This is a genomic window from Thermodesulfatator atlanticus DSM 21156 (assembly GCF_000421585.1).
In the GTDB taxonomy this organism is placed as follows: Bacteria; Desulfobacterota; Thermodesulfobacteria; order Thermodesulfobacteriales; family Thermodesulfatatoraceae; genus Thermodesulfatator; species Thermodesulfatator atlanticus.
Map to the genome: position 1 here is coordinate 45,912 of NZ_ATXH01000010.1, position 19,467 is coordinate 65,378.

Annotated in this window: 17 protein-coding genes; 9 read left to right on the forward strand and 8 right to left on the reverse strand. The window is 46.2% G+C overall.

Translation table 11 applies throughout. The features are described 5' to 3' along the window. Positions 1-4: 4 nt before the first annotated feature. From H528_RS0105515 to H528_RS12850, 5 genes are all read right to left on the reverse strand, one after another. Positions 5-1,147 (reverse strand): KamA family radical SAM protein, encoded by a 1,143-nt coding sequence (locus H528_RS0105515; protein ID WP_022853338.1) that lies wholly within the window; start codon positions 1,145-1,147, stop codon positions 5-7. Between the two features lie 131 nt (positions 1,148-1,278). Further along, the gene (locus tag H528_RS12845) at positions 1,279-1,986 is read right to left on the reverse strand and encodes a DVU0298 family protein (protein WP_022853339.1); all 708 of its coding nucleotides are present in this window, start codon (positions 1,984-1,986) and stop codon (positions 1,279-1,281) included. Next, complete coding sequence (locus H528_RS0105525; protein WP_022853340.1) at positions 1,979-3,181, reverse strand: FprA family A-type flavoprotein; 1,203 nt, start codon at positions 3,179-3,181, stop codon at positions 1,979-1,981. Before H528_RS0105525 ends, H528_RS12845 begins: the two co-directional genes overlap by 8 nt. Positions 3,182-3,242: 61 nt before the next feature. After that, positions 3,243-3,626: a desulfoferrodoxin gene (locus H528_RS0105530; RefSeq protein ID WP_022853341.1), complete on the reverse strand. Its 384-nt coding sequence runs from the start codon at positions 3,624-3,626 to the stop codon at positions 3,243-3,245. A gap of 200 nt (positions 3,627-3,826) precedes the next feature. Further along, positions 3,827-4,675 (reverse strand): damage-control phosphatase ARMT1 family protein, encoded by an 849-nt coding sequence (locus tag H528_RS12850; protein ID WP_022853342.1) that lies wholly within the window; start codon positions 4,673-4,675, stop codon positions 3,827-3,829. A 177-nt stretch (positions 4,676-4,852) separates the two neighbouring features. On the opposite strand from H528_RS12850, the gene icd reads away from it, so the two are divergent. From icd to H528_RS0105555, 4 genes are read left to right on the forward strand one after another with little or no spacing between them, the layout of a single operon-like run. Beyond that, positions 4,853-6,079, forward strand: a complete 1,227-nt coding sequence (gene icd / locus H528_RS0105540) for an isocitrate dehydrogenase (NADP(+)) (protein WP_022853343.1) — start codon at positions 4,853-4,855, stop codon at positions 6,077-6,079. Between the two features lie 16 nt (positions 6,080-6,095). Further along, a complete protein-coding gene (gene leuS, locus H528_RS0105545; protein ID WP_022853344.1) occupies positions 6,096-8,690 on the forward strand; it encodes a leucine--tRNA ligase in 2,595 nt (864 codons plus the stop codon). Next, a complete protein-coding gene (locus H528_RS0105550; RefSeq protein ID WP_022853345.1) occupies positions 8,690-9,538 on the forward strand; it encodes an ABC transporter ATP-binding protein in 849 nt (282 codons plus the stop codon). Before leuS ends, H528_RS0105550 begins: the two co-directional genes overlap by 1 nt. Then, complete coding sequence (locus tag H528_RS0105555) at positions 9,535-10,269, forward strand: ABC transporter permease (protein ID WP_022853346.1); 735 nt, start codon at positions 9,535-9,537, stop codon at positions 10,267-10,269. Before H528_RS0105550 ends, H528_RS0105555 begins: the two co-directional genes overlap by 4 nt. Here H528_RS0105555 and H528_RS0105560 read toward each other — a convergent pair. Beyond that, a complete protein-coding gene (locus H528_RS0105560) occupies positions 10,266-10,886 on the reverse strand; it encodes a bacterio-opsin activator HTH domain-containing protein (RefSeq protein ID WP_022853347.1) in 621 nt (206 codons plus the stop codon). The genes H528_RS0105555 and H528_RS0105560 overlap by 4 nt on opposite strands. A gap of 135 nt (positions 10,887-11,021) precedes the next feature. Here H528_RS0105560 and H528_RS0105570 point away from each other — a divergent pair, with 135 nt between their 5' ends. From H528_RS0105570 to H528_RS0105590, 5 genes are all read left to right on the forward strand, one after another. After that, on the forward strand, positions 11,022-12,722 hold the full coding sequence (locus tag H528_RS0105570) for a 30S ribosomal protein S1 (protein ID WP_022853349.1): 1,701 nt from the start codon (positions 11,022-11,024) through the stop codon (positions 12,720-12,722). Between the two features lie 75 nt (positions 12,723-12,797). Next, positions 12,798-13,670 carry a signal peptide peptidase SppA gene (sppA, locus tag H528_RS0105575; RefSeq protein WP_022853350.1) on the forward strand — a complete coding sequence of 291 codons (873 nt, stop codon included), beginning with the start codon at positions 12,798-12,800 and terminating at the stop codon, positions 13,668-13,670. A gap of 3 nt (positions 13,671-13,673) precedes the next feature. After that, positions 13,674-14,885: a Ppx/GppA phosphatase family protein gene (locus tag H528_RS0105580; protein WP_022853351.1), complete on the forward strand. Its 1,212-nt coding sequence runs from the start codon at positions 13,674-13,676 to the stop codon at positions 14,883-14,885. A gap of 17 nt (positions 14,886-14,902) precedes the next feature. Then, on the forward strand, positions 14,903-16,372 hold the full coding sequence (gene guaB, locus H528_RS0105585) for an IMP dehydrogenase (protein WP_022853352.1): 1,470 nt from the start codon (positions 14,903-14,905) through the stop codon (positions 16,370-16,372). A 58-nt stretch (positions 16,373-16,430) separates the two neighbouring features. After that, the gene (locus tag H528_RS0105590; RefSeq protein WP_022853353.1) at positions 16,431-17,639 is read left to right on the forward strand and encodes a type II secretion system F family protein; all 1,209 of its coding nucleotides are present in this window, start codon (positions 16,431-16,433) and stop codon (positions 17,637-17,639) included. Here H528_RS0105590 and H528_RS12855 read toward each other — a convergent pair. Both H528_RS12855 and H528_RS14770 read right to left on the reverse strand, forming a co-directional pair. After that, entirely contained in the window at positions 17,562-18,299 is a 738-nt protein-coding gene (locus H528_RS12855; RefSeq protein ID WP_022853354.1) for a DUF434 domain-containing protein, read from the reverse strand. The two genes, H528_RS0105590 and H528_RS12855, sit on opposite strands and share 78 nt — an antisense overlap. Next, on the reverse strand, positions 18,280-19,257 hold the full coding sequence (locus H528_RS14770) for a DnaJ C-terminal domain-containing protein (protein ID WP_022853355.1): 978 nt from the start codon (positions 19,255-19,257) through the stop codon (positions 18,280-18,282). Before H528_RS14770 ends, H528_RS12855 begins: the two co-directional genes overlap by 20 nt. Positions 19,258-19,467: the final 210 nt, after the last annotated feature.

Consider the following 19,467-nt stretch of genomic DNA (forward strand, 5'->3'; position numbering starts at 1 on the left):
AGGTCTAAATATAATATGAGTAAGCAGGTTTTTCTTCTTCTAATAAATAATGAGATGAAATCATTTCTTTATAATCATCAAGCCAATAAGCATCAGGGTTTCTGCGATAAATGAGTATTTTACCAGTATTTTTATTATCCGCAGCCCGGTGGAATTTAAAAATAATCTTTTCTTCTGTAAGGGCCAATATCTCTAGTTTGCCAAGTTCGTGAGACATGGTAAAGCGTGCCCGTTTGGCAAGCCCTGAAACAAGCCCCCTCGCCTTTTCGAATATCTGGTAGCCTTCTTCAATGGGAACGGCATAGGGTTTGTTTCCGATAGTAGGACGGCATTGGAAGATGTAATATGGTGCAATTCCAGCAAAAGAAAGCTTTCTAAAAAGCTCAGCCATTACTTCTGGATCATCATTCACGCCGCGGATGATAGGGGTCTGATTCAACAAAATAGCTCCTGCCTTCATTAAAAGATCACAAGCCTTAAGAGCTTCGTCGGTTAACTCACGTGGATGATCAAAGTGAACGATGACGTAGATGCGTTTTGCTGGCGTGGAGTAGGTCTTAATAATTTCTAAAAGCTCCTGGTCTTCGGTAATCCTTTGAGGATAAAAAGCAGGCACTTTGCTTCCGATACGGATAATACCAACGTGGTCGATAGCCCTGAGTTTAGAAAGAAATTCTTTTAGACGGCGGTTAGAAAGCATGAGACCGTCGCCACCAGAAAGAATCACGTTCGTAATCTCTCGATGAGAAGCAATGTAATCCATAGCAGCATCAATATCTTCCAGGCGCTCAGGCCGGCCACCGTCAATAAAAAGCCTCTTACGAAAACAATAGCGGCAAAGACCAGCGCAAACGTTACTTGCAAGCACCAAAACAGTAGTGTCGTATTTATGTTGCATCCCGGGCATCACGGTGTATGCACTTTCGTTTGAGGGGTCAAGGCGTCCCCATTCCCATTCCATTAATTCTTCTTCATTGGGAAGGATAAGCCTTGCAATGGGATCCCGCGGATCGTTAAAATTGATGAGGCCCAAATAATATTCTGTGCATTTCATGGGATATTTCCGCACAACTTCTTTGATTCTGTTATTTTCCAAGGCAATAGGGAGTTGGTCGATTTTGGTCACAAAATTTGGCTTTTTAAGCATAGGCACCTCCTTTAAAAAAGAGACCGCAGAAGCGCGGGCCAAAGATTAAAACAAGCGGTAGAAATTTTTTACCAAGAAATTAGGATTATTGTCAAGGATTTTTGCAATAGAGTCTCAATTATTATGGTTTGCTATAAATAGGCTTTCAGGGCCTCTTTTAAAAGTTCAGCGTAACTTACCCTTCGTAAATCATTACCATCATAAAAGAGAAGATTTAATTCGGAAGTAGGCATTTTTTTAAGCTTGCAAACCACTTCTTCTTTTAAACCTCCAATTAGAGGCTTCATCTGAAGATATGCCCATATCCAGAAGGCACGCACAAAGGGATCTGACGAATCTGAAAGATGCAATGCGTATTGAGGCGCTTTGTGTTTTTCCAAAAGATCAGGAAAAACCTGGGCAAGTCTGCCTATTCCCCACACCACGCCCCTTTGAGCCGGAGGATATTCTAGGTAGTTACCCTCTTCCCAGATATACGAAATAAGGATTGAGGTATATTCTTCAGCAAGTTTGCGGTGATTTGCAAGGCTTTCAGCCATGGCCTCAGGCACACCCCAGGCCATGCCACCTGATTCTTCGTTAAGCATCCACATAAAGCGCCTGACAATCACGCGGGCTGCTTCTAAATCTTTTGCGGCGATTTGAGCTACCACCGGACCAATGGCGGCAATCGCTTTCCGCCTAACTTCTTCTTCCCGATGACAAAGAGCCCCAATTAAAACGTTTATAGTCTTTTTAGGCGGGAAATTTTTGACTTCTTCTAGAATAAAAGGGAGATCCTTTTTGGCAAGAAGATTGAGGATCTCCCTTTTTAAATCACGACAGGAAAAGCTAGGCATTTTGTTTTTCCTTTATGGCCCTTGCGATAGAGACACCAATTTCGCGACATTCTTTAAGCTGGTCATGAGTGGGAACAAACTTGACTTTATAACCCGGATGAACTAGCGCTGCCTGCATTTCTTCGAGGTATTTATTCATGTGTTTTACTGCTTCTCCACTCCAGCCAAAAGAACCAAAGGCTGCGCCAAGTTTTTTGCGCGGCCTGAGGCCTTTGATGTAGGTAAGCACGTCAGCCATTTGAGGTAACATGTTGTTGTTAAGCGTAGAAGAACCAAATACAAGGGCCTTAGCCTCAAGGACCTGGGTCATAATGTCACTACGGTGATCAATGCTTGCGTTCATTACTTTGACGGATACACCTTCACTCATGATACCATCGGCAATCGCCATGGCCATTTTTTCCGTGCTGTGCCACATGGTGGCATAAACCACTAAGGCATAATCGCGAGCCTGGTACGTACACCAGCGCTTATAAGCATCGACGATATCTTTAATATGAGAGCGCCAAATAACGCCGTGGTCAGGCAAAATCATTTCAATTTCTAGCTTCATCTCTTCGATGGTTTTAAGTATCTTTTCAACCTGTGGAGAAAAAGGCAAAACAATGTTGGCGTAGTACTTGGCAGCCTCTTGCATAAGCTCGTCATACTTGACCTCATCATCAAAACGTTCGCTGGTGGCGTAATGCTGGCCAAAGGCATCCTGAGAAACAAGAATTTTTTCTTCCGGGATATAAGAAACCATGCTATCTGGCCAGTGAATCATTCTGGTTTCAAGAAACTGGACGGTTCTTTTCCCAAGAGAGATAGAATCTCCACTTTTTACTTCCACCAAGGGCCAATCATCACAATTAAAGTGTTCTTTAAGGCCCTTATACCCCATTGGAGAACAAAAGACCTTTTCTGGTTTTACCCTTTTTATGATCTCAGGTAGTGCACCTGAGTGGTCCATCTCCACGTGGTTTACCACGATGTAGTCGATTTTTTCAGGATCTCCCAACACCTTAATAAGCTTGTGAATTAGATCATTAGTAAAAGGCTTTTTGACGGTGTCAAAAAGGGTGATCTTTTCGTCAATTATTAAGAAGGCATTGTAAGTTGAGCCTCTTTTGGTGGAATAACCGTGAAAATCCCTGACATTCCAATCAACTGCTCCAACCCAATAGATATCGTCTTTCACTTTAATGGGCGGCATACCATCCCCTCCTTTGTTAGTTCTATTGTTTAGGCCGGGATGCCCCCGGCCCGATTAAATTTTATAAATTGGCCTTCCAGAGACCATGAAGATTGCAATATGCTCGTGCTGCTACCGGACCATCAGCCTCTACTTTGAAATCTGCTTCAGGGGCATCCCTTGGAACCAAAAATTGTATGTAGCTTTTCGTCCCCACGATTAACTCAATCCATTCGATATAATGCTTTTCTTCCATGGGATGTGGAGCGCTCCCAACTTTTACTTTGTAGCCACCGTCGGTTTTTTCGATTATAGGAACGTGTTTTTCCTGGGAAGCATCGGTGGTGTTTTCTTTTAGCAATTCCATAGGTTGGTTACAGCACACCAAGACCCCCTGACCACTGTGAAGAACAGTTACGATGTTGCCACACACATTACACTTATAAACTTCTAACCTCTGTGCCATTTTGGCCTCCTTACTTTAGAATTATTTTTATCTTAAAGTTAATCAAATTTTTTGCTTCGTCAACAATAAAATCACATTTCATTCCAGTTTTTTATGTAAACATTTTTTTACAATGCTTACCGAGGATCCGATCCTGTTTTCAGAACGAAAAACAGGAACGGAGCCCTGCGATTGAAGGCAAAATATTGCACAGGGGGGAACTAGCTGAAGTTCTCAAATAATATAACGTAGCTGTTCTGCGGCACTTCTAAGGCCTTGGCCACGGGCACACACTTGGCACAAAGCATAAAAACTAGCTCTTCGCGCCCGGGAAATACGCTCAATGTCTCAAAGTGGCCCATCCCTTTGGCCAGCACAAGATCAGCTTCGTGATAAAGGTGTCTAAATTCATCAGAGGCAAGGGAAAGATCAAGACCCACCATCTCTGCCCCGGTAGTTATCACTTTAGCTGGGATTCCCATCCCCAGGCGTTTTAAATCCTGAAGAGACAAGTCATTTTGAATGGGTTTAGGCTTGACCACGTAATAAATTTCAAAACCGTTTTCCTTAAACCAGGAAAGAAGCGGTAAGTCAAAAAATACTTCCCCGGCATTGTCGGTAAGAAGGAGAATTTTTTCGGCCGTATCAAGGCGCTTTTCAATCTTTGGGAGATCGTTTAAGGCAAGAGTTACCCCCTGGCGAAAAGCCTGTTCAAGCTCTTCAAGCGGACGAAAAAAATCTATGGCATTACCCAAAAGGGAAAAACACATGAGATCATCAAATTCATCTTTAAAATTTTTGCGAAGCTCTGAAGAGACTTTCTGGGCAAGGGCTATTTCTTTTTCTTTTAAAGGGCTGTAAGGATCGTCATTTCGGCAGACTTTTTTAACCCGGTGGTGAAGCTTTGAGGCGATTATTGGCGGAGGAGTATTCTCATCGTAAAGCTCATCTAGCCACATTAGGGCATACGAAAGATTTTCCTCATTTTCTCCGCAACCTAGGCTTATTGCCTGCCTGGCAAGCCTTTCCAAACACGGACGACAGTATTCTTTAATTTGCTGGTAACGCATAACCTTGTTGATATCACAAAAAAAACGTGTTTTAAATGACCAGCAAATGCTTTTTATTAAAGGAGAATATTAAAAGACAGACGTTGTTTAGGGTCCGCTCCCATTTTTCGGAGCGATAAATAGGAACGGATCCCGAAGAATTGACTAAAAAAATGTTTTTTTTAAAAGGAGGAACTTATGGCCCCAGAGAAAATAAAACTAACTGAAGATGCCAAGCTTATCGTACCCGATGAACCTATCATCCCTTATATTGAAGGCGATGGCATCGGCCCTGATATTATGAGGGCAGCAATGCCTGTGTGGAACGCTGCCGTGGAAAAGGCATATGGTGGTAAGCGCAAAGTCCACTGGAAAGAAGTTCTTGCCGGTGAAAAGGCCTTTAAAGAAACAGGGAATTACCTCCCCGAAGAAACCATCGAAGCCCTTCGCGAATACGTCGTCTCTATAAAAGGCCCCCTTACCACCCCGGTGGGCAAAGGATTCAGAAGCCTAAACGTCACCATCCGTCAGGTGCTTGATCTATACTCCTGTGTGCGCCCGGTTAAGTGGGTGCCTGGGGTGCCAAGTCCGGTTAAGCGCCCAGAGCTTGTTGACATGGTCGTATTTCGGGAAAACACCGAAGACGTCTATGCTGGCATTGAGTGGGAAGCAGGCTCTCCTGAAGCCAAAAAGATCATCGCCTTCATCCGTGATGAATTGGGCAAAGAGATCCGTGAAGACTCTGGCATTGGTATCAAACCCATAAGCCGCTTTGGCACAAGACGCCACGTGCGCAAGGCCATTCAATATGCCCTTGACCACGGTCGCAAAAGTGTGACTTTGGTGCACAAAGGAAACATTATGAAATACACCGAAGGGGCTTTTCGCAATTGGGGCTATGAACTTGCCAAAGACGAGTTCCCCGAAGTAACCATCACCGAAGACGAACTCTGGGAAAAATACGACGGAAAACTCCCCCAGGGCAAAATCCTTATAAACGACCGCATTGCTGATGCCATGTTTCAATGGGCACTTCTAAGACCAGCAGAATACGACGTGCTTGCCATGCCAAACTTAAACGGCGACTACATTTCAGACGCCCTGGCAGCCCAGGTGGGTGGCCTTGGGATGGCTCCAGGAGCCAATATAGGCGACGGGTACGCGGTGTTTGAAGCTACCCACGGTTCAGCCCCTAAATATGCCGGCCTCGACAAAGTAAATCCAAGCTCGGTAATACTTTCTGGCGCCATGATGTTTGAATACCTTGGCTGGAAGGAAGTAAAAGATCTTATCTGGGAAGGTATCTCCCGGGCAGTGCAGGACAAAGTCGTCACCTACGACCTTGCCCGCCAGATTGAAGGGGCTAAAGAAGTAAAGTGCTCAGAGTTTGGGGCATACGTAGTTGAAAAAATAAAAGAACTCTAAAGGAGGCAGTTGCGCCATGGCCCGCGCCAAATACGATTTCCAGGAGATTGAAAACAAGTGGCAAAAGACCTGGGAAGAAAAAAAGACCTTTGCTGCTGAGGACAACGCTCCAAAACCCAAGTATTACGTGCTTGAGATGTTTCCCTATCCTTCTGGGCGCATTCACATGGGACATGTGCGCAACTATGCCATCGGTGACGTAATAGCGCGCTTTCAAAAAATGCGTGGCAAAAACGTACTCCATCCCATGGGATGGGACGCCTTTGGCCTTCCCGCGGAAAACGCGGCCATCAAACACGGAATTCATCCCGCCAAGTGGACTTACGAAAACATCGCCTACATGCGCAAACAGTTAAAGCGCCTTGGTCTTTCTTATGACTGGGAAAGAGAGCTTGCCACCTGTGACCCTGATTACTACAAGCATGAGCAACGCTTTTTTATTGAGATGCTTGAGCGCGGCCTGGCTTACCGCAAAAAGACCACGGTTAACTGGTGTGAAAGCTGCCAGACGGTTCTTGCCAACGAACAGGTTGAAGACGGCTGCTGCTGGCGCTGCGGTGAAGAAGTAGTGCTCAAGGAAATGGAAGGCTGGTTTTTCAAGATAACGGACTATGCCGAAGAACTCTTGGCTGACATTGAAAAACTCCGAGGCAAGTGGCCTGAGAAGGTCCTTGCCATGCAGATAAACTGGATTGGCAAAAGCGAAGGCGCTGAAATTCGCTTTCCCCTGCTTGGTGAACCAGAAGAAATCGTGGTCTTTACCACCAGACCCGACACCCTTTACGGGGTAACCTTCATTAGCCTTTCGCCAGAACATCCTTTGGCACGCAAACTCGCTGAAAAAGCCCCTTCCCTTAAAGAGGAATTTGAAAAATTTCTCGCAGAAGCAAGACGTGAGCGGCGCAAGATTGAAGAAGGCGATTTTGAGAAAAAAGGCCTATTCCTTAAAGCTTACGCCAAACATCCCTTAACCGGCGAAAAAATCCCTGTTTATGCCGCAAACTTTGTCTTGATGGAATACGGAACAGGCGCCGTAATGGCAGTGCCTGCACATGACCAGCGTGATTTCGAATTTGCCAAGAAATATGGGCTCCCCATCAAAGTGGTCATTCAGCCAGAAGGCGAAGAACTTAGCCCAGAGACCCTAGAAGCGGCCTATGAAGACCCTGGCATTATGGTTAACTCCGGGCCATTTTCCGGGCTCCCAAGCGAAGAAGGCAAACAAAAAGTAATTGCCTATCTTGAAGAAAAAGGCCTTGGTCGCCGCAAAATCACCTACCGCTTAAGGGACTGGGGGGTTTCACGCCAGCGTTACTGGGGTTGCCCCATCCCGGTGATCTACTGCGATTCATGCGGCATTGTCCCTGAAAAAATAGAAAACCTTCCGGTTACGCTTCCTCTTGACGCAGAGCTAGACGAACAAGGGCGCTCGCCACTTCCGCGGCTTTCATCTTTTGTGGAAACCACCTGCCCGAAATGCGGAAGACCGGCCCGCCGCGAAACAGACACCTTTGACACCTTTGTGGAGTCTTCCTGGTATTTTGCAAGGTTTGCCTGCCCCCACGCGGAAGAGCCCCTTGATAAAGAAAAAGTCTCTTATTGGCTTCCGGTTGACCAGTACATCGGCGGTATTGAACACGCTATTTTGCATCTTCTCTACGCCCGCTTTTTTACCAAGGTGCTCCGCGACCTAGGATACCTGGATCTTGACGAGCCTTTTGAAAGGCTCCTTACCCAAGGCATGGTTATCAAAGAAACTTACCGCTGCCCCAAGCACGGCTGGCTTTACCCAGAAGAAGTATCCCCTGAAGGCACTTGTCTTAAAGAGGGTTGTGGCGCCAAAGTCAAAATTGGCCGCTTTGAAAAAATGTCTAAAAGCAAGTGCAACGTGGTTGACCCGAACGCCATGATTGAACGCTACGGAGCAGACACCGTGCGGCTTTTCATGCTTTTTGCGGCTCCGCCTGAAAGAGACCTTGAGTGGAGTGACTCTGGCATTGAAGGGGCTCACCGGTTTTTGCAACGTGTGTTCCGCCTGGTTATCGAAAATCTCGATAACTTGAAAAACACCGCTGCCTATGAGGGAAAACAAGACGCCCTGCCTCCAGGTCTTAAGGAGCTTAGGCGCAAGACCCACCAGACCATTGCCAAAGTGACCCAGGACATCGAAGAACGCTATCAATTCAACACCGCTATTGCTGCCATCATGGAACTGGTGAATGCCAGCTACGATGCCCTGGCCAAATTCACCAATGAAAAGGAATTCTGGCCGGTGATGCGCGAGGCTATTGAAGCTATAATCCTTTTGCTTGCGCCCATGGCACCACATATCGCTGAAGAACTCTGGGAAAGGCTTGGCAAAGAAAGCCTTGTCTCAGATACCCCCTGGCCCACCTATGACGAAAGCGCCCTTAAGGCTGACGAAGTAACCATTGCCATTCAGGTAAACGGGAAGCTAAGAGATCAAATTCGTGTGCCCGCAGGTGCTGAGGAAAGCTTTGTTAAAGAAGAAGCGTTAAAAAGCCCTAAAGTGATGCGTCATCTTGAGGGCAAAGAAATCAAAAAAGTCATCTACGTTCCCAATAAGCTCATCAACTTTGTGGCCAAATAGTGTTTGCCGTAAAGGTTGAAAATCTTGTCAAGCGTTATGGTGCGATAAACGCTTTAAAAGGCGTTTCCTTTGAAATAAATGAAGGTGAGCTTTTTGCCCTTCTTGGGCCAAATGGTGCCGGCAAAACCACTACCATTCGCATTCTTTGCGGGCTCACACGCCCAACCGCCGGCCAGGCCTTTTTCTTTGACATATCTGTCTTTGATAATCCAGTCCGGGCAAAAAAAATGGCAGGGCTTGTGCCCCAGGCCGTTAACCTTGACCTTGAACTCACGGTTAACGAAAACCTCCTGATACATGGGCTTCTTTACGGACTTAGTCGAAAAGAGATTCGCAAAAGAAGTAGAAAACTTCTGGAATTTGCAGAGCTCCTTGAAAGAGCCGGAAGCAAAGTACGCACCCTTTCAGGGGGCATGCGGCGGAGGCTTCTCATCATACGGGCCCTACTTCACGAACCGCGCATTCTTTTTCTTGATGAACCCACCGTGGGCCTTGACCCCCACATAAGGCGCAAGCTTTGGGGACTTATCAAGCGTATCCAGCAAGAGGGCACTACGATTCTTCTTACCACCCACTACATCGAAGAAGCCGAGTTTTTGGCCGAAAGGGTGGCATTTATTGATGGTGGACGTTTAGTTACGGTTGATACCCCTCAGGCCCTGATAAAGCGCCTTGGGGAGTATGCGGTTGATATTATCCACGAGACAGAGCTTGAAACAAAGTTTTTCCCTTCGCGCAAAGAGGCCGAGGCCTTTGCCCTTTCGCTTTCAAAGGGTCCCAAGACTGTTACTTTAAGGCGCGTCAACCTGGAAGACGCCTTTGTAAACTTTACCGGGAAAAAAGTATGAAGGGATTTTTCGCGGTTTATTTGAGAGAGCTTCTGATCATCTGGCATCGCCTGCCGCGCATGCTTCTTTCTTTTTCGGTCTCACCTATTCTTTACTTGGTGGCTTTTGGGCTTGGGCTTGGCAAAAATATCCAGGTTGGCGGAAGGCCTTATCTTGAATTTCTTATCCCCGGGCTGGTAGCAGCTTCATCCATGACCCAGGGTTTTGGTATTAACGTTGAAATAAACGTAGCCCGGTTTTACCTGCGGGTTTTCGAAGAGTTTCAAGCAGCTCCTATTTCAAACGTGGCCTATGTGCTGGGAGAAATACTTGCCGGGGTTACCCGGGCCTTCTTGTCTGTATCGGTTATCATAGCAGTTTCTTTTTTGGCCAGAGTACATCTCAGCTATGACTTTTTCTTTTGGTTTGGGGTTTTTTTAAACGCGTTTATTTTTGCAAGTCTTGGGGTCACTTCCGCCATGATCATCAAGGCCCATGCAGACCAGGCCCTTATTTCTAACTTTATCATCACACCCATGGTCTTCCTTGGGGGAACTTTTTTTCCGGTAGAAAACATGCCCGGGGTGGTCCAGGTAATTTTAAAGGCCCTCCCCTTGACCCATGCGTCTCATTTCATAAGAAACGCGGCTTATGGGAAGGGCCCTGTCTGGTCCTCTTTTTTGATTCTGGTGGTTCTTGCGTGTCTGTGTCTATTTTTGGCCTATCGTTCCGTTGACAGGGCAAGAGACTAGGCCTCTTTTAACTTTTGCGAAAGAAAATGTAAAAGCACCCGTGGATGATCAATGGGGCCTTCATGTTCACGCACCAGCGCATCAAGGGCCTTGCCATCTACCACAAGCCCTGCCAGTCGCTCAGCAACTATTTCTGGTTCAGCTGGCCAGGAAAGCCCTTTGATACGCACCAGCACCTCTGCTGGCCAGCCTACCCCAAGTACCCTTGCGCTTTCTTGAAGCACCGCAGAGAAAAAGATAAGGGCATCGCGGCCTTCTTTGATTTCTTTGTAGGCAAGTTTGGCAAGGCCACCTGCGGTATGTGCCCGCGGAGTTTTTTCCTGTAGCTCACCTTCTAGTTTTTTAAGGACAAGTTCAGGCTCAGCACGCAAGATATTACGCACTGTCTGGCGCGTAAGGCCTAAAAATTCCGCAATGTCGTCTTCGGTTTTAAAGGCCTCCTCTGCCAAAACAATGGCGTAAGAGGCCTCCATCAGGCTTGTTATCCAAGTTAAGTTGCGATACTCGATCAGCTTGCGCGGACCACCTATGATCTCAAGTGCCTTAAGAAAGACCCTGATCGCCATGGCATCTACGTCGAATTCTTTAATCTCCTGCGGACCAATGATTACCGGCATACTCTCACCTCCTGATTTTTTCTAACTTAAAAATGAGCATTTATTTTGAAAAAGCCAGGGCTAATTTTTTCTGCGCATTGAATTTTGTGCCGCTGGGTGGTATAAGGTGCAGTCAAATTAAGGGAGGTTGAGGCCATGGAAAACGCAGTTGAAACACAAAACCAGACTCCGGAAGAAAGCTTTGAGGAGCTTCTTGCCGGAGAAATCACTACCATTTCCCGCGGAGACATTACCACCGGAAAGGTCCTGCGGGTTGACCCAGAATGGGTGATCATTGACATCGGTTACAAAAGCGAAGGGATAGCACCCCTTGCAGAATTCAAGGGCCCTGATGGCGAGGTAAAAGTTAAACCCGGAGACGAAGTTGAAGTCATCGTAGAAAACTTGCGCACCGCAGATGGCATGGTGCGGGTATCTTATAAAAAACTTCAGCGCCGCCGGGCCTGGGAAAAAATCAGCCAGGCTCAAAGAGAAGGAACACCTCTTGAAGCTTATGTTTTAGAGCGCATCAAAGGCGGCTTTGCCGTAGATATTGAAGGAATAAGGGCCTTTTTGCCCTTTTCTCAGGCATTTTTAAAACCTCCCAAAAATCCCGAAGAAATCATCGGCACAACTTTAAAAGTGGAAATAGTAAATGCGGACCGTAAAAAGGGAAACATCGTGGTTTCCCATAAAAACTACCTTGAAAAAGAAATAGAAGCCAAGAAAAAGGCCCTCCTTGAAAGCCTTGAAGAAGGCCAAGTGCTTGAGGGTACGGTTAAAAGCATCACTGATTACGGCGTTTTTGTAGATCTTGGCGGGGTTGATGGTCTGCTTCATGTCTCAGATATTTCCTGGGGGCGCGTCAAACACCCTTCAAACTACTTTAAAGTGGGTGACAAAATCAAAGTAAAAGTTATCAAATATGACCGAGACAAAGAAAAAATCGCCCTGGGAGTTAAACAGCTCACCCCTGACCCATGGGAAACTGCCAAGGAAAAATACCCCGAAGGCAAGAAGGTAGAAGGCCGAGTGGTTTCTCTCACCAATTTTGGCGCTTTTGTTGAGCTTGAGCCAGGAGTTGAAGGCTTGATCCACGTATCAGAGCTTTCCTGGACAAAGCGTATCAAACACCCGCGCGACATGCTTTCTGTTGGGGACAAAGTCGAAGTAGTTGTGCTGGGTGTTGACGAAGAAAATCGCCGCATCTCCCTTTCGCTTAAACAAGTCGAACCAAATCCCTGGGACGTATTGGTGGAACAGTTCTCTGAAGGGATGGTCATTGAGGCCCCTGTTAAAACCGTAACTGATTTTGGCGTCTTCGTAGAAGTAATGGAAGGAATAGACGGTTTTATTCATGTCTCTGATCTTTCCTGGGGGCGTATAAAACATCCAGGGGACTTATATAAGCCCGGAGACACCATCCAGGCGGCAATCCTTAAAATCGACCGGGAAAAAGAAAAGCTTGCTTTAGGGGTTAAACAACTCACCCCTGATCCCTGGCTCAGTGTGCCGGAAAAATATCCCGTGGGAAGTGTGGTCACAGGAAAAGTCTCAAACGTTACTGATTTTGGCGTTTTTTTGGAGCTTGAAGAAGGCGTTGAAGGGCTTATCCATGTTTCAGAAATCTCTGATAAGAAAGTAAAAACGCCGGTGGGGATGTTTGAACCTGGCCAGGAAGTTAAAGCAAAGGTAGTAAAAGTCGAACCAGAAGCACGCCGTATCGGGCTTTCCATCAAAAAGCTCAAAGAAGACGAAGAGAAAAAGCACTTCAGCGAGTTCAGCAAAGAACAAAAAGGCGGAAGCATTACCCTTGGGGCTATTCTTAAAGAAACGCTTAATTCCGAAAAAAGCTAATAACAAGCCATAAAGAGGCGGGAACATCCCGCCTCTTTGCGTTTTTATCTCCTTCCAGCCAAGGGGAGCTGGTAAATGGTCAAAAAATTTTTACAGGGCATATTAACTTTTTTAGGGGTTATCTTTCTTTTTTTTATCATTGTTTTTTTCATCGGAATTTTATTGCTCCTTAGGGGAGAACCCACTTTAAGCACCGGCCCCAAAATAGGAATCGTTGAAATAAAAGGTCTAATTACCGATGCTGACAAAACTTTGCGCGTTATTCGAAATTACGAAAGAAACGACCATGTAAAAGCCGTGGTAGTGCGTATTGATAGTCCAGGGGGTGCCGTGGGAGCTTCTCAGGAGATTTACCTTGCCCTAAAAGAACTCGCCCAGAAAAAAACGGTAGTGGCCTCTATGGGCTCGGTTGCCGCTTCTGGTGGTCTTTACGTAGCTCTTGGAGCCCAAAAGATAGTTGCTGCCCCTGGCACCATGACCGGAAGCATTGGCGTAATGATCCAGGTGCCAAATGTGAGCAAGTTGCTTGAAAAAGTCGGCATTGAAACCACTATCTTAAAAAGTGGACCTTATAAAGACACAGGAAGCATGTTTCGCCCTTTAAGAGAAGATGAAAAGAAAGTGCTATACCAGACAATAAAAGATGTTTATCAGCAGTTTGTAGAAGCTATTGCCACTTCTCGTGGGCTTAATCCCGAAGAAATCAAAAAATTTGCTGATGGCCGGGTCTTTACCGGAAAAAAGGCAAAAGAATATGGCCTAGTAGATGAGCTTGGCAATTTTAACGATGCCATTTATCTTGCTGCTAAACTTGCAGGGATAAAAGAAAGGCCCCAGCTAGTTTATCTCCAAAAGGAAAGATTTTGGTGGCGTTACCTTTTTGAAGAAAATTTGGCTGAGAATTTGGCGGTTATTTTTGCACCTCTTTATTTACTTAAATGGCAATAAGCTATGAACAAAAACGATCTTGTTACCAAACTATGGCGCAAGTTTCCGGATTTCAGGCGCAAAGACCTTGAAATCGTTTTAGATCTTCTTTTTGAGCGCCTAAAAACAGCCTTAAAACAAGGAGAAAGGATTGAAATTCGTGGCTTTGGAAGGTTTTTGGTAAGAGAACAAAAAGCCCGTCGTTTCAAAAATCCTAAAACTGGCAAGGAACAGATCCTCCCCCCACGCAAACGCATTATTTTCAAGCCAGGGAAAGACTTAAAAGAAAGACTAAATACCCCGGCCAAGGCGAGCCTTGACCTGGGCACCCAGACCTTTCGTTTGTTAATAGGGAAAAATAACCCCACCTTTAGGCCCATATTGCGCAAACGTTTTAACGTGCGCCTGGGAGACGGTCTCTCTAAGACCGGGGAAATATCAAACGAAGCCATGAAAAGAGGCCTCTTGGCCCTTAAGGAAATCAAGGGCCTGCTAACCCAAGCGGAGACAGAAGACGTTTTTGCCGCGGGAACTGAGGCCTTTCGTCGTGCTAAAAACGCAGCTCAGTTTATCGAAAAGGCTAAAACCGAACTCGGTATAGAAATCAAAGTCCTTTCCCCAGAAGAAGAAGCCTTTTTTACCGCCAAGGGTGTGCTTTGCCTTTTGCAAAAAAAGGCCTTTCCCTGTCTAATAATAGACGTTGGTGGCGGAAGCACCGAATACGTCCTTTGCAATGATAGTAAAGTTCATGCTTGGGGGAGTCTTTCACTTGGTGCGGTAACCTTAAAAGAAAAGTGTTTTCCTGTTGACGAAATCCCCACCCTAAAAGAAATTGAAACTGCCAAAGAAGTTATAGACCAAAGCTTAAGCCCTATTAAGAACTTAGAGTATGCCCCCAAAGAAGCTATTGCCACCGGGGGAACGGCATCATGCCTTGCAGCCCTTGATCTTCGCCTGGAATATTATCTGCCAGAAAAAACCCACGGCCATAAATTAAAAGTCTCCAAACTCAGGCAACTTATTGACAAACTTTCAAAGCTTTCGCCTCAGGAACGACTGAGACTTAAAGGCATGGAAGAAGGCCGTGAAGATATTATTCTGCCCGGGGCTTTAATATTTTTGGGAATTGCCGAAGCCTTAGGCCTTGAATACTTTCGCGTGAGCGAAACAGGTATTCTTGAAGGGCTCCTCTTGCATCTTTACGAAAAAGACTCAAATATTTCCGAAAATAACTAAAAAAGAGGTGGATCAAAATGCTTAATCTTCCTATTGAGGAGGCTTATACCTTTGATGATTTATTGCTTCAGCCGGCAGAGTCCCATGTTTTGCCAAAGGATGTGGACCTGCGCACCAGGATAACCAAAAACATCGAACTAAATATTCCGCTTCTTTCGGCGGCCATGGATACGGTTACCGAGGCTCGCATGGCCATAAGCATGGCGCGCGAAGGCGGCATTGGCATTATTCACAGAAACATGTCCATTGAAGAACAATGCCGCGAGGTTGAGAAAGTCAAAAAGTCTGAGTACGGCATGATCATCGATCCGGTAACCATTGGCCCTGAAGTGCCAATTCGCGAAGTACTACGCATCATGGAGGATTATCGCATTTCTGGAGTCCCGGTGGTTGAAGGCCCTGAGAAAAAGCTTTTAGGCATTGTAACAAACCGCGACCTTCGCTTTGAAACTGAGCTTGACCGCCCGGTCAAAGAAGTCATGACCACGGAAAATCTCATCACCGCAGACCCAGGCATCACCCTTGAAGAGGCCAAAAAAATTCTTCACCAGCACCGTATCGAAAAGCTTCTTATTGTTGATGAAAATTTCTGTTTAAAAGGTCTCATCACCATCAAAGACATTGAAAAACTGCGCAAATATCCCAATGCCTGCAAGGATGAACTTGGCCGTTTACGCGTAGGGGCTGCGGTTGGGGTTGGCCCGGAACGCCTGCAACATGTGGAAGCCCTGCTCAAAGTAGGGTGCGATGTGATTGTCATAGACTCTGCCCATGGCCACTCAAAAAACGTTATCGAGGCGATAAAAGATATCAAAGCCCATTTCCCTGAATGCAACCTCATTGCCGGAAACATTGCCACAGCTGAAGGTGCTGAGGCCCTTATCAAGGCAGGGGCAGACGGCATCAAAGTAGGCGTTGGCCCTGGCTCTATTTGTACTACGCGCATTGTAGCTGGCGTTGGTGTCCCTCAGCTTTCTGCTATCCACAACAGTGCCACGGTGGCTAACAAGTACGACATTCCGGTCATAGCCGATGGTGGCATCAAATTCTCAGGTGACATCACCAAGGCCATTGGGGCCGGAGCCCATGCCGTAATGATTGGTTCGCTTTTTGCTGGCACAGACGAGGCCCCTGGCGAAATGATTCTCTACGAAGGGCGTACCTATAAAGTTTACCGGGGCATGGGGTCTCTCGGAGCCATGATGAAAGGCGGCGGCGAACGCTATTTCCAGAAGGCTGACTCTCCAGCCAAATTTGTCCCAGAGGGAGTTGAAGGCAGGGTCCCCTATCGTGGGCCGGTCTCGGGCATGGTTTATCAGCTCATGGGCGGACTTCGTTCTGGCATGGGCTACTGTGGGTGCAAAAACATCCAGGAATTGCGCACCAAAGCTCGTTTTGTGCGTATTACCCCGGCAGGCCTTCGCGAAAGCCACGTTCACGACGTAATTATCACCAAAGAAGCCCCGAATTATTGGATTGGCCGCTAAAATTAACTTCCCCTTCTGTTTTGCCGAAAAAGATTAAAAAAACAGAAGGGGAAGTGTTATGCCCGTATTTGAGTGGGTTGGTCGCAATCCTTCCGGAGAAACCGTAAAAGGGACCCTTGAGGCCCCTGACGAGCGCATCGTTAAAATAAAACTGAGGCGCCAAAAAATCACCCCTATCAAGGTAAAAGCTAAAGGGACAGGACTTTTAGCACGCCTGAGCACCCCAAAGAAGGTAAAGCAAAGGGAAGTAGTAGTTTTTACCAGGCAACTTGCAGCCATGTTAGAGGCAGGGCTGCCTTTGGTGCAGGCCCTTGATTCTTTGGCTAACCAGCAAAAAAATGCCTATTTCAAAGAAGTCATTTTCAAAATAAAACAAGCCGTAGAAGAAGGAACACCCTTTGCCGAGGCCCTTAACCGCTATCCCAAAATTTTCGACAAGTTTTATTACCACATGGTGGATGCTGGCGAGGCCAGCGGAAACCTGGATCACGCTCTAAAACGTCTGGCAACTTACATGGAAAAGGCTATGGCCCTTAAAGCCAAAGTCAAAAAGGCCATGATTTATCCGGCCATTGTGCTCTTCGTCACTACCGTGGTTCTAAGTATTATCATGATTTTCGTGGTACCCACTTTTCAGAAAATGTTTGGCGAAATGGGGCAAGCGCTCCCCTTACCTACCCAGATTGTCATTGAAGCCAGCCACTTAACTAAACAGTATTTTCCTTTTTTTATTGGTGGGCTTATCATCGGTAGTTTTTTGCTCAAAAGATACTACCAAACCGAAAAAGGGCGGTTACATCTTGATGCGCTTTTTCTAAAGATGCCCCTTTTCGGAGAACTCCTACGCAAAGTTGCAGTGGCAAGGTTCTCACGCACCCTTAGCACCCTTATCTCAAGCGGAGTATCCATTATCGACGCCTTGACCATTGCCGCCAAAACCGCAGGAAACGTCGTAGTAGAACGAGCGATTAACAAAGTCCGCCAGGGAGTACAGGAAGGAAACCCCATTGCCGACCCTTTGGCTAAAAGTGGGATCTTCCCCTACATGGTCATCCAGATGGTCTCAGTGGGAGAATCAAGCGGAACCCTTGAAACCATGCTTGACAAAGTGGCCGACTTCTTTGAAGAAGAAGTGGATAACACCGTTGACGCCCTGGCCCAGATGATAGAACCCGTGATGATCGTATTTTTAGGCGGGGTCATCGGTGGTATCATTGTTTCCCTTTATCTCCCCATCTTCAAACTCGGTTCCGTGGTGGCTGGCTAGGGAAGAAAAAGAAAAACCGCAAGACTTAAGGGCATGGGCGGCGAGGTCAAAAGCAGCCCCTGCCCTATCAAGCACCACCGTATCACTTGAAGCCACAGGGCAAAGCCCCTCTAAGGCTCTGTCAGAGGAAGGAACAAGCTCAACTCTGCCCTTAAGTCCCGCCTCAGCTAAAAGTTCACGTAACGTACTTGCAAGTTCTCCGCTTTTAGAAACAGGCTTATCAAGAAAAATAACAACTTCTTTTGTGGGGAGGTTTTTAAGGGCACTTATCATGATTTCAAGGCCGGTATCTTCTGGCTCAGTAAGAGAAAATTTACGTGCCACACATCCGGCATCACGCAAGAAACCATCATCCGCCAGAAAAACCGGATCTCCCTTAAGCGCTGAACGTATCGTGGTTAAACAGTTAAAGCCATCTACATAAAGGATTTTGCCGCGCAAAAGGTGAGGCTTAAGTCTTTTTTCCCTGCGCGTTTTGGCTTCTTTTTCTGAAAAGATAGCCCTTTTTAAAATCTCGCGTTCTAAAGAGCTTAACTGCCAGCGATTAGAAAGAAAATTTATAGCAGGCTCTTTATGATAGCCGCGGGCAAGCAGGTATCTCAAATCTTTGGCTACTTCTCGTAGTAAATCAAACCGCAGTTTAAAGCCCTGCCCTGGCAAGTTTTTTGAGCAAATCTTCCTGTTCCTTGGTAAGTTTTTTAGGTACTTTTATCTGAACGTTTACGTATTGATCGCCCTTAAGCCCGCTTTTTTTGGGGAGACCAAGCCCCTTCAAACGAAGCTTGGCTCCGCTTTTGGTCCCCGGAGGGACTTTTACACGCACTTTTTTACCATAAAGGGTGGGTACTTCTATCGTGGTTCCAAAGACAGCCTCTGTAAAAGATATCTCGTGATCGCAAAAAATATCCGCACCTTTTCTTTCAAAAACAGGATGTTCTTCAATTTTTACTTTTAGATAAAGATCGCCCCGTTTACCAGTGGCACCATAGGCACCCTGAGCAGGAATGCGAAGCTTTTGGCCGTCTTCGATGCCAGGTGGAATTTTTACTTTGATACGTTCGGCCTTCCCCGTGGGCGCGATAGATATCACTTTTTCTGCTCCCTTTGCTACTTCTTCTAAAGTTACCGGAAGCTCAAGGACAACATTGCCACTGGTATCAAAATCACGGTAAGAGGTTCTCGCGCGTGTTTGAGTTCTCTCCTGCCAATCTGCCTCAGGAGAAGTGCCAAAGACCTGACTGAAAAGATCAGCTAAATCAAAATGAAAAGCACCACTTCTTCTTGAGTGGCCTGTTCCAAAGCCGAAAATTTTGCCAAACTCAAAGCCAATACCCAAATCCCTGAAAATAGACTCAAAATCAAAATCACGAAAAATATCTTCCTGGGAATAACGCCTGTGAAATTCCGTAGAACCAAAGCTATCGTATTGGCGCCTTTTTTCTGGATCTGAAAGGACTGCGTAGGCCTCGTTTATCTCTTTAAAGCGCTCTTCTGCTTCTTTGTTTCCTTTGTTACGGTCTGGATGGTATTTGAGCGCAAGCCTTCGATAGGCCTTTTTTATCTCTTCCTGAGTAGCGTTACGAGGAACCCCCAAGATTTTGTAATAATCCTTAGCCATAAGTCTCACCCGGTTTTTAATTCGCCATAAAAGTTAAAGCTATATGAGCGGGAGTCAAGAAAAGAAAGGCCCCCTGTGGGGTAAAGAGGGATGGAGGTGGGTATCTGGTCGTCTGAGGGTGGAGATGAGGGGTAACCCCACAGGGGAACCAACTTGTTTTCTATTTAGATTCAATAGCTATAACATCTCTAGCTATCTTGTCAAGATTAA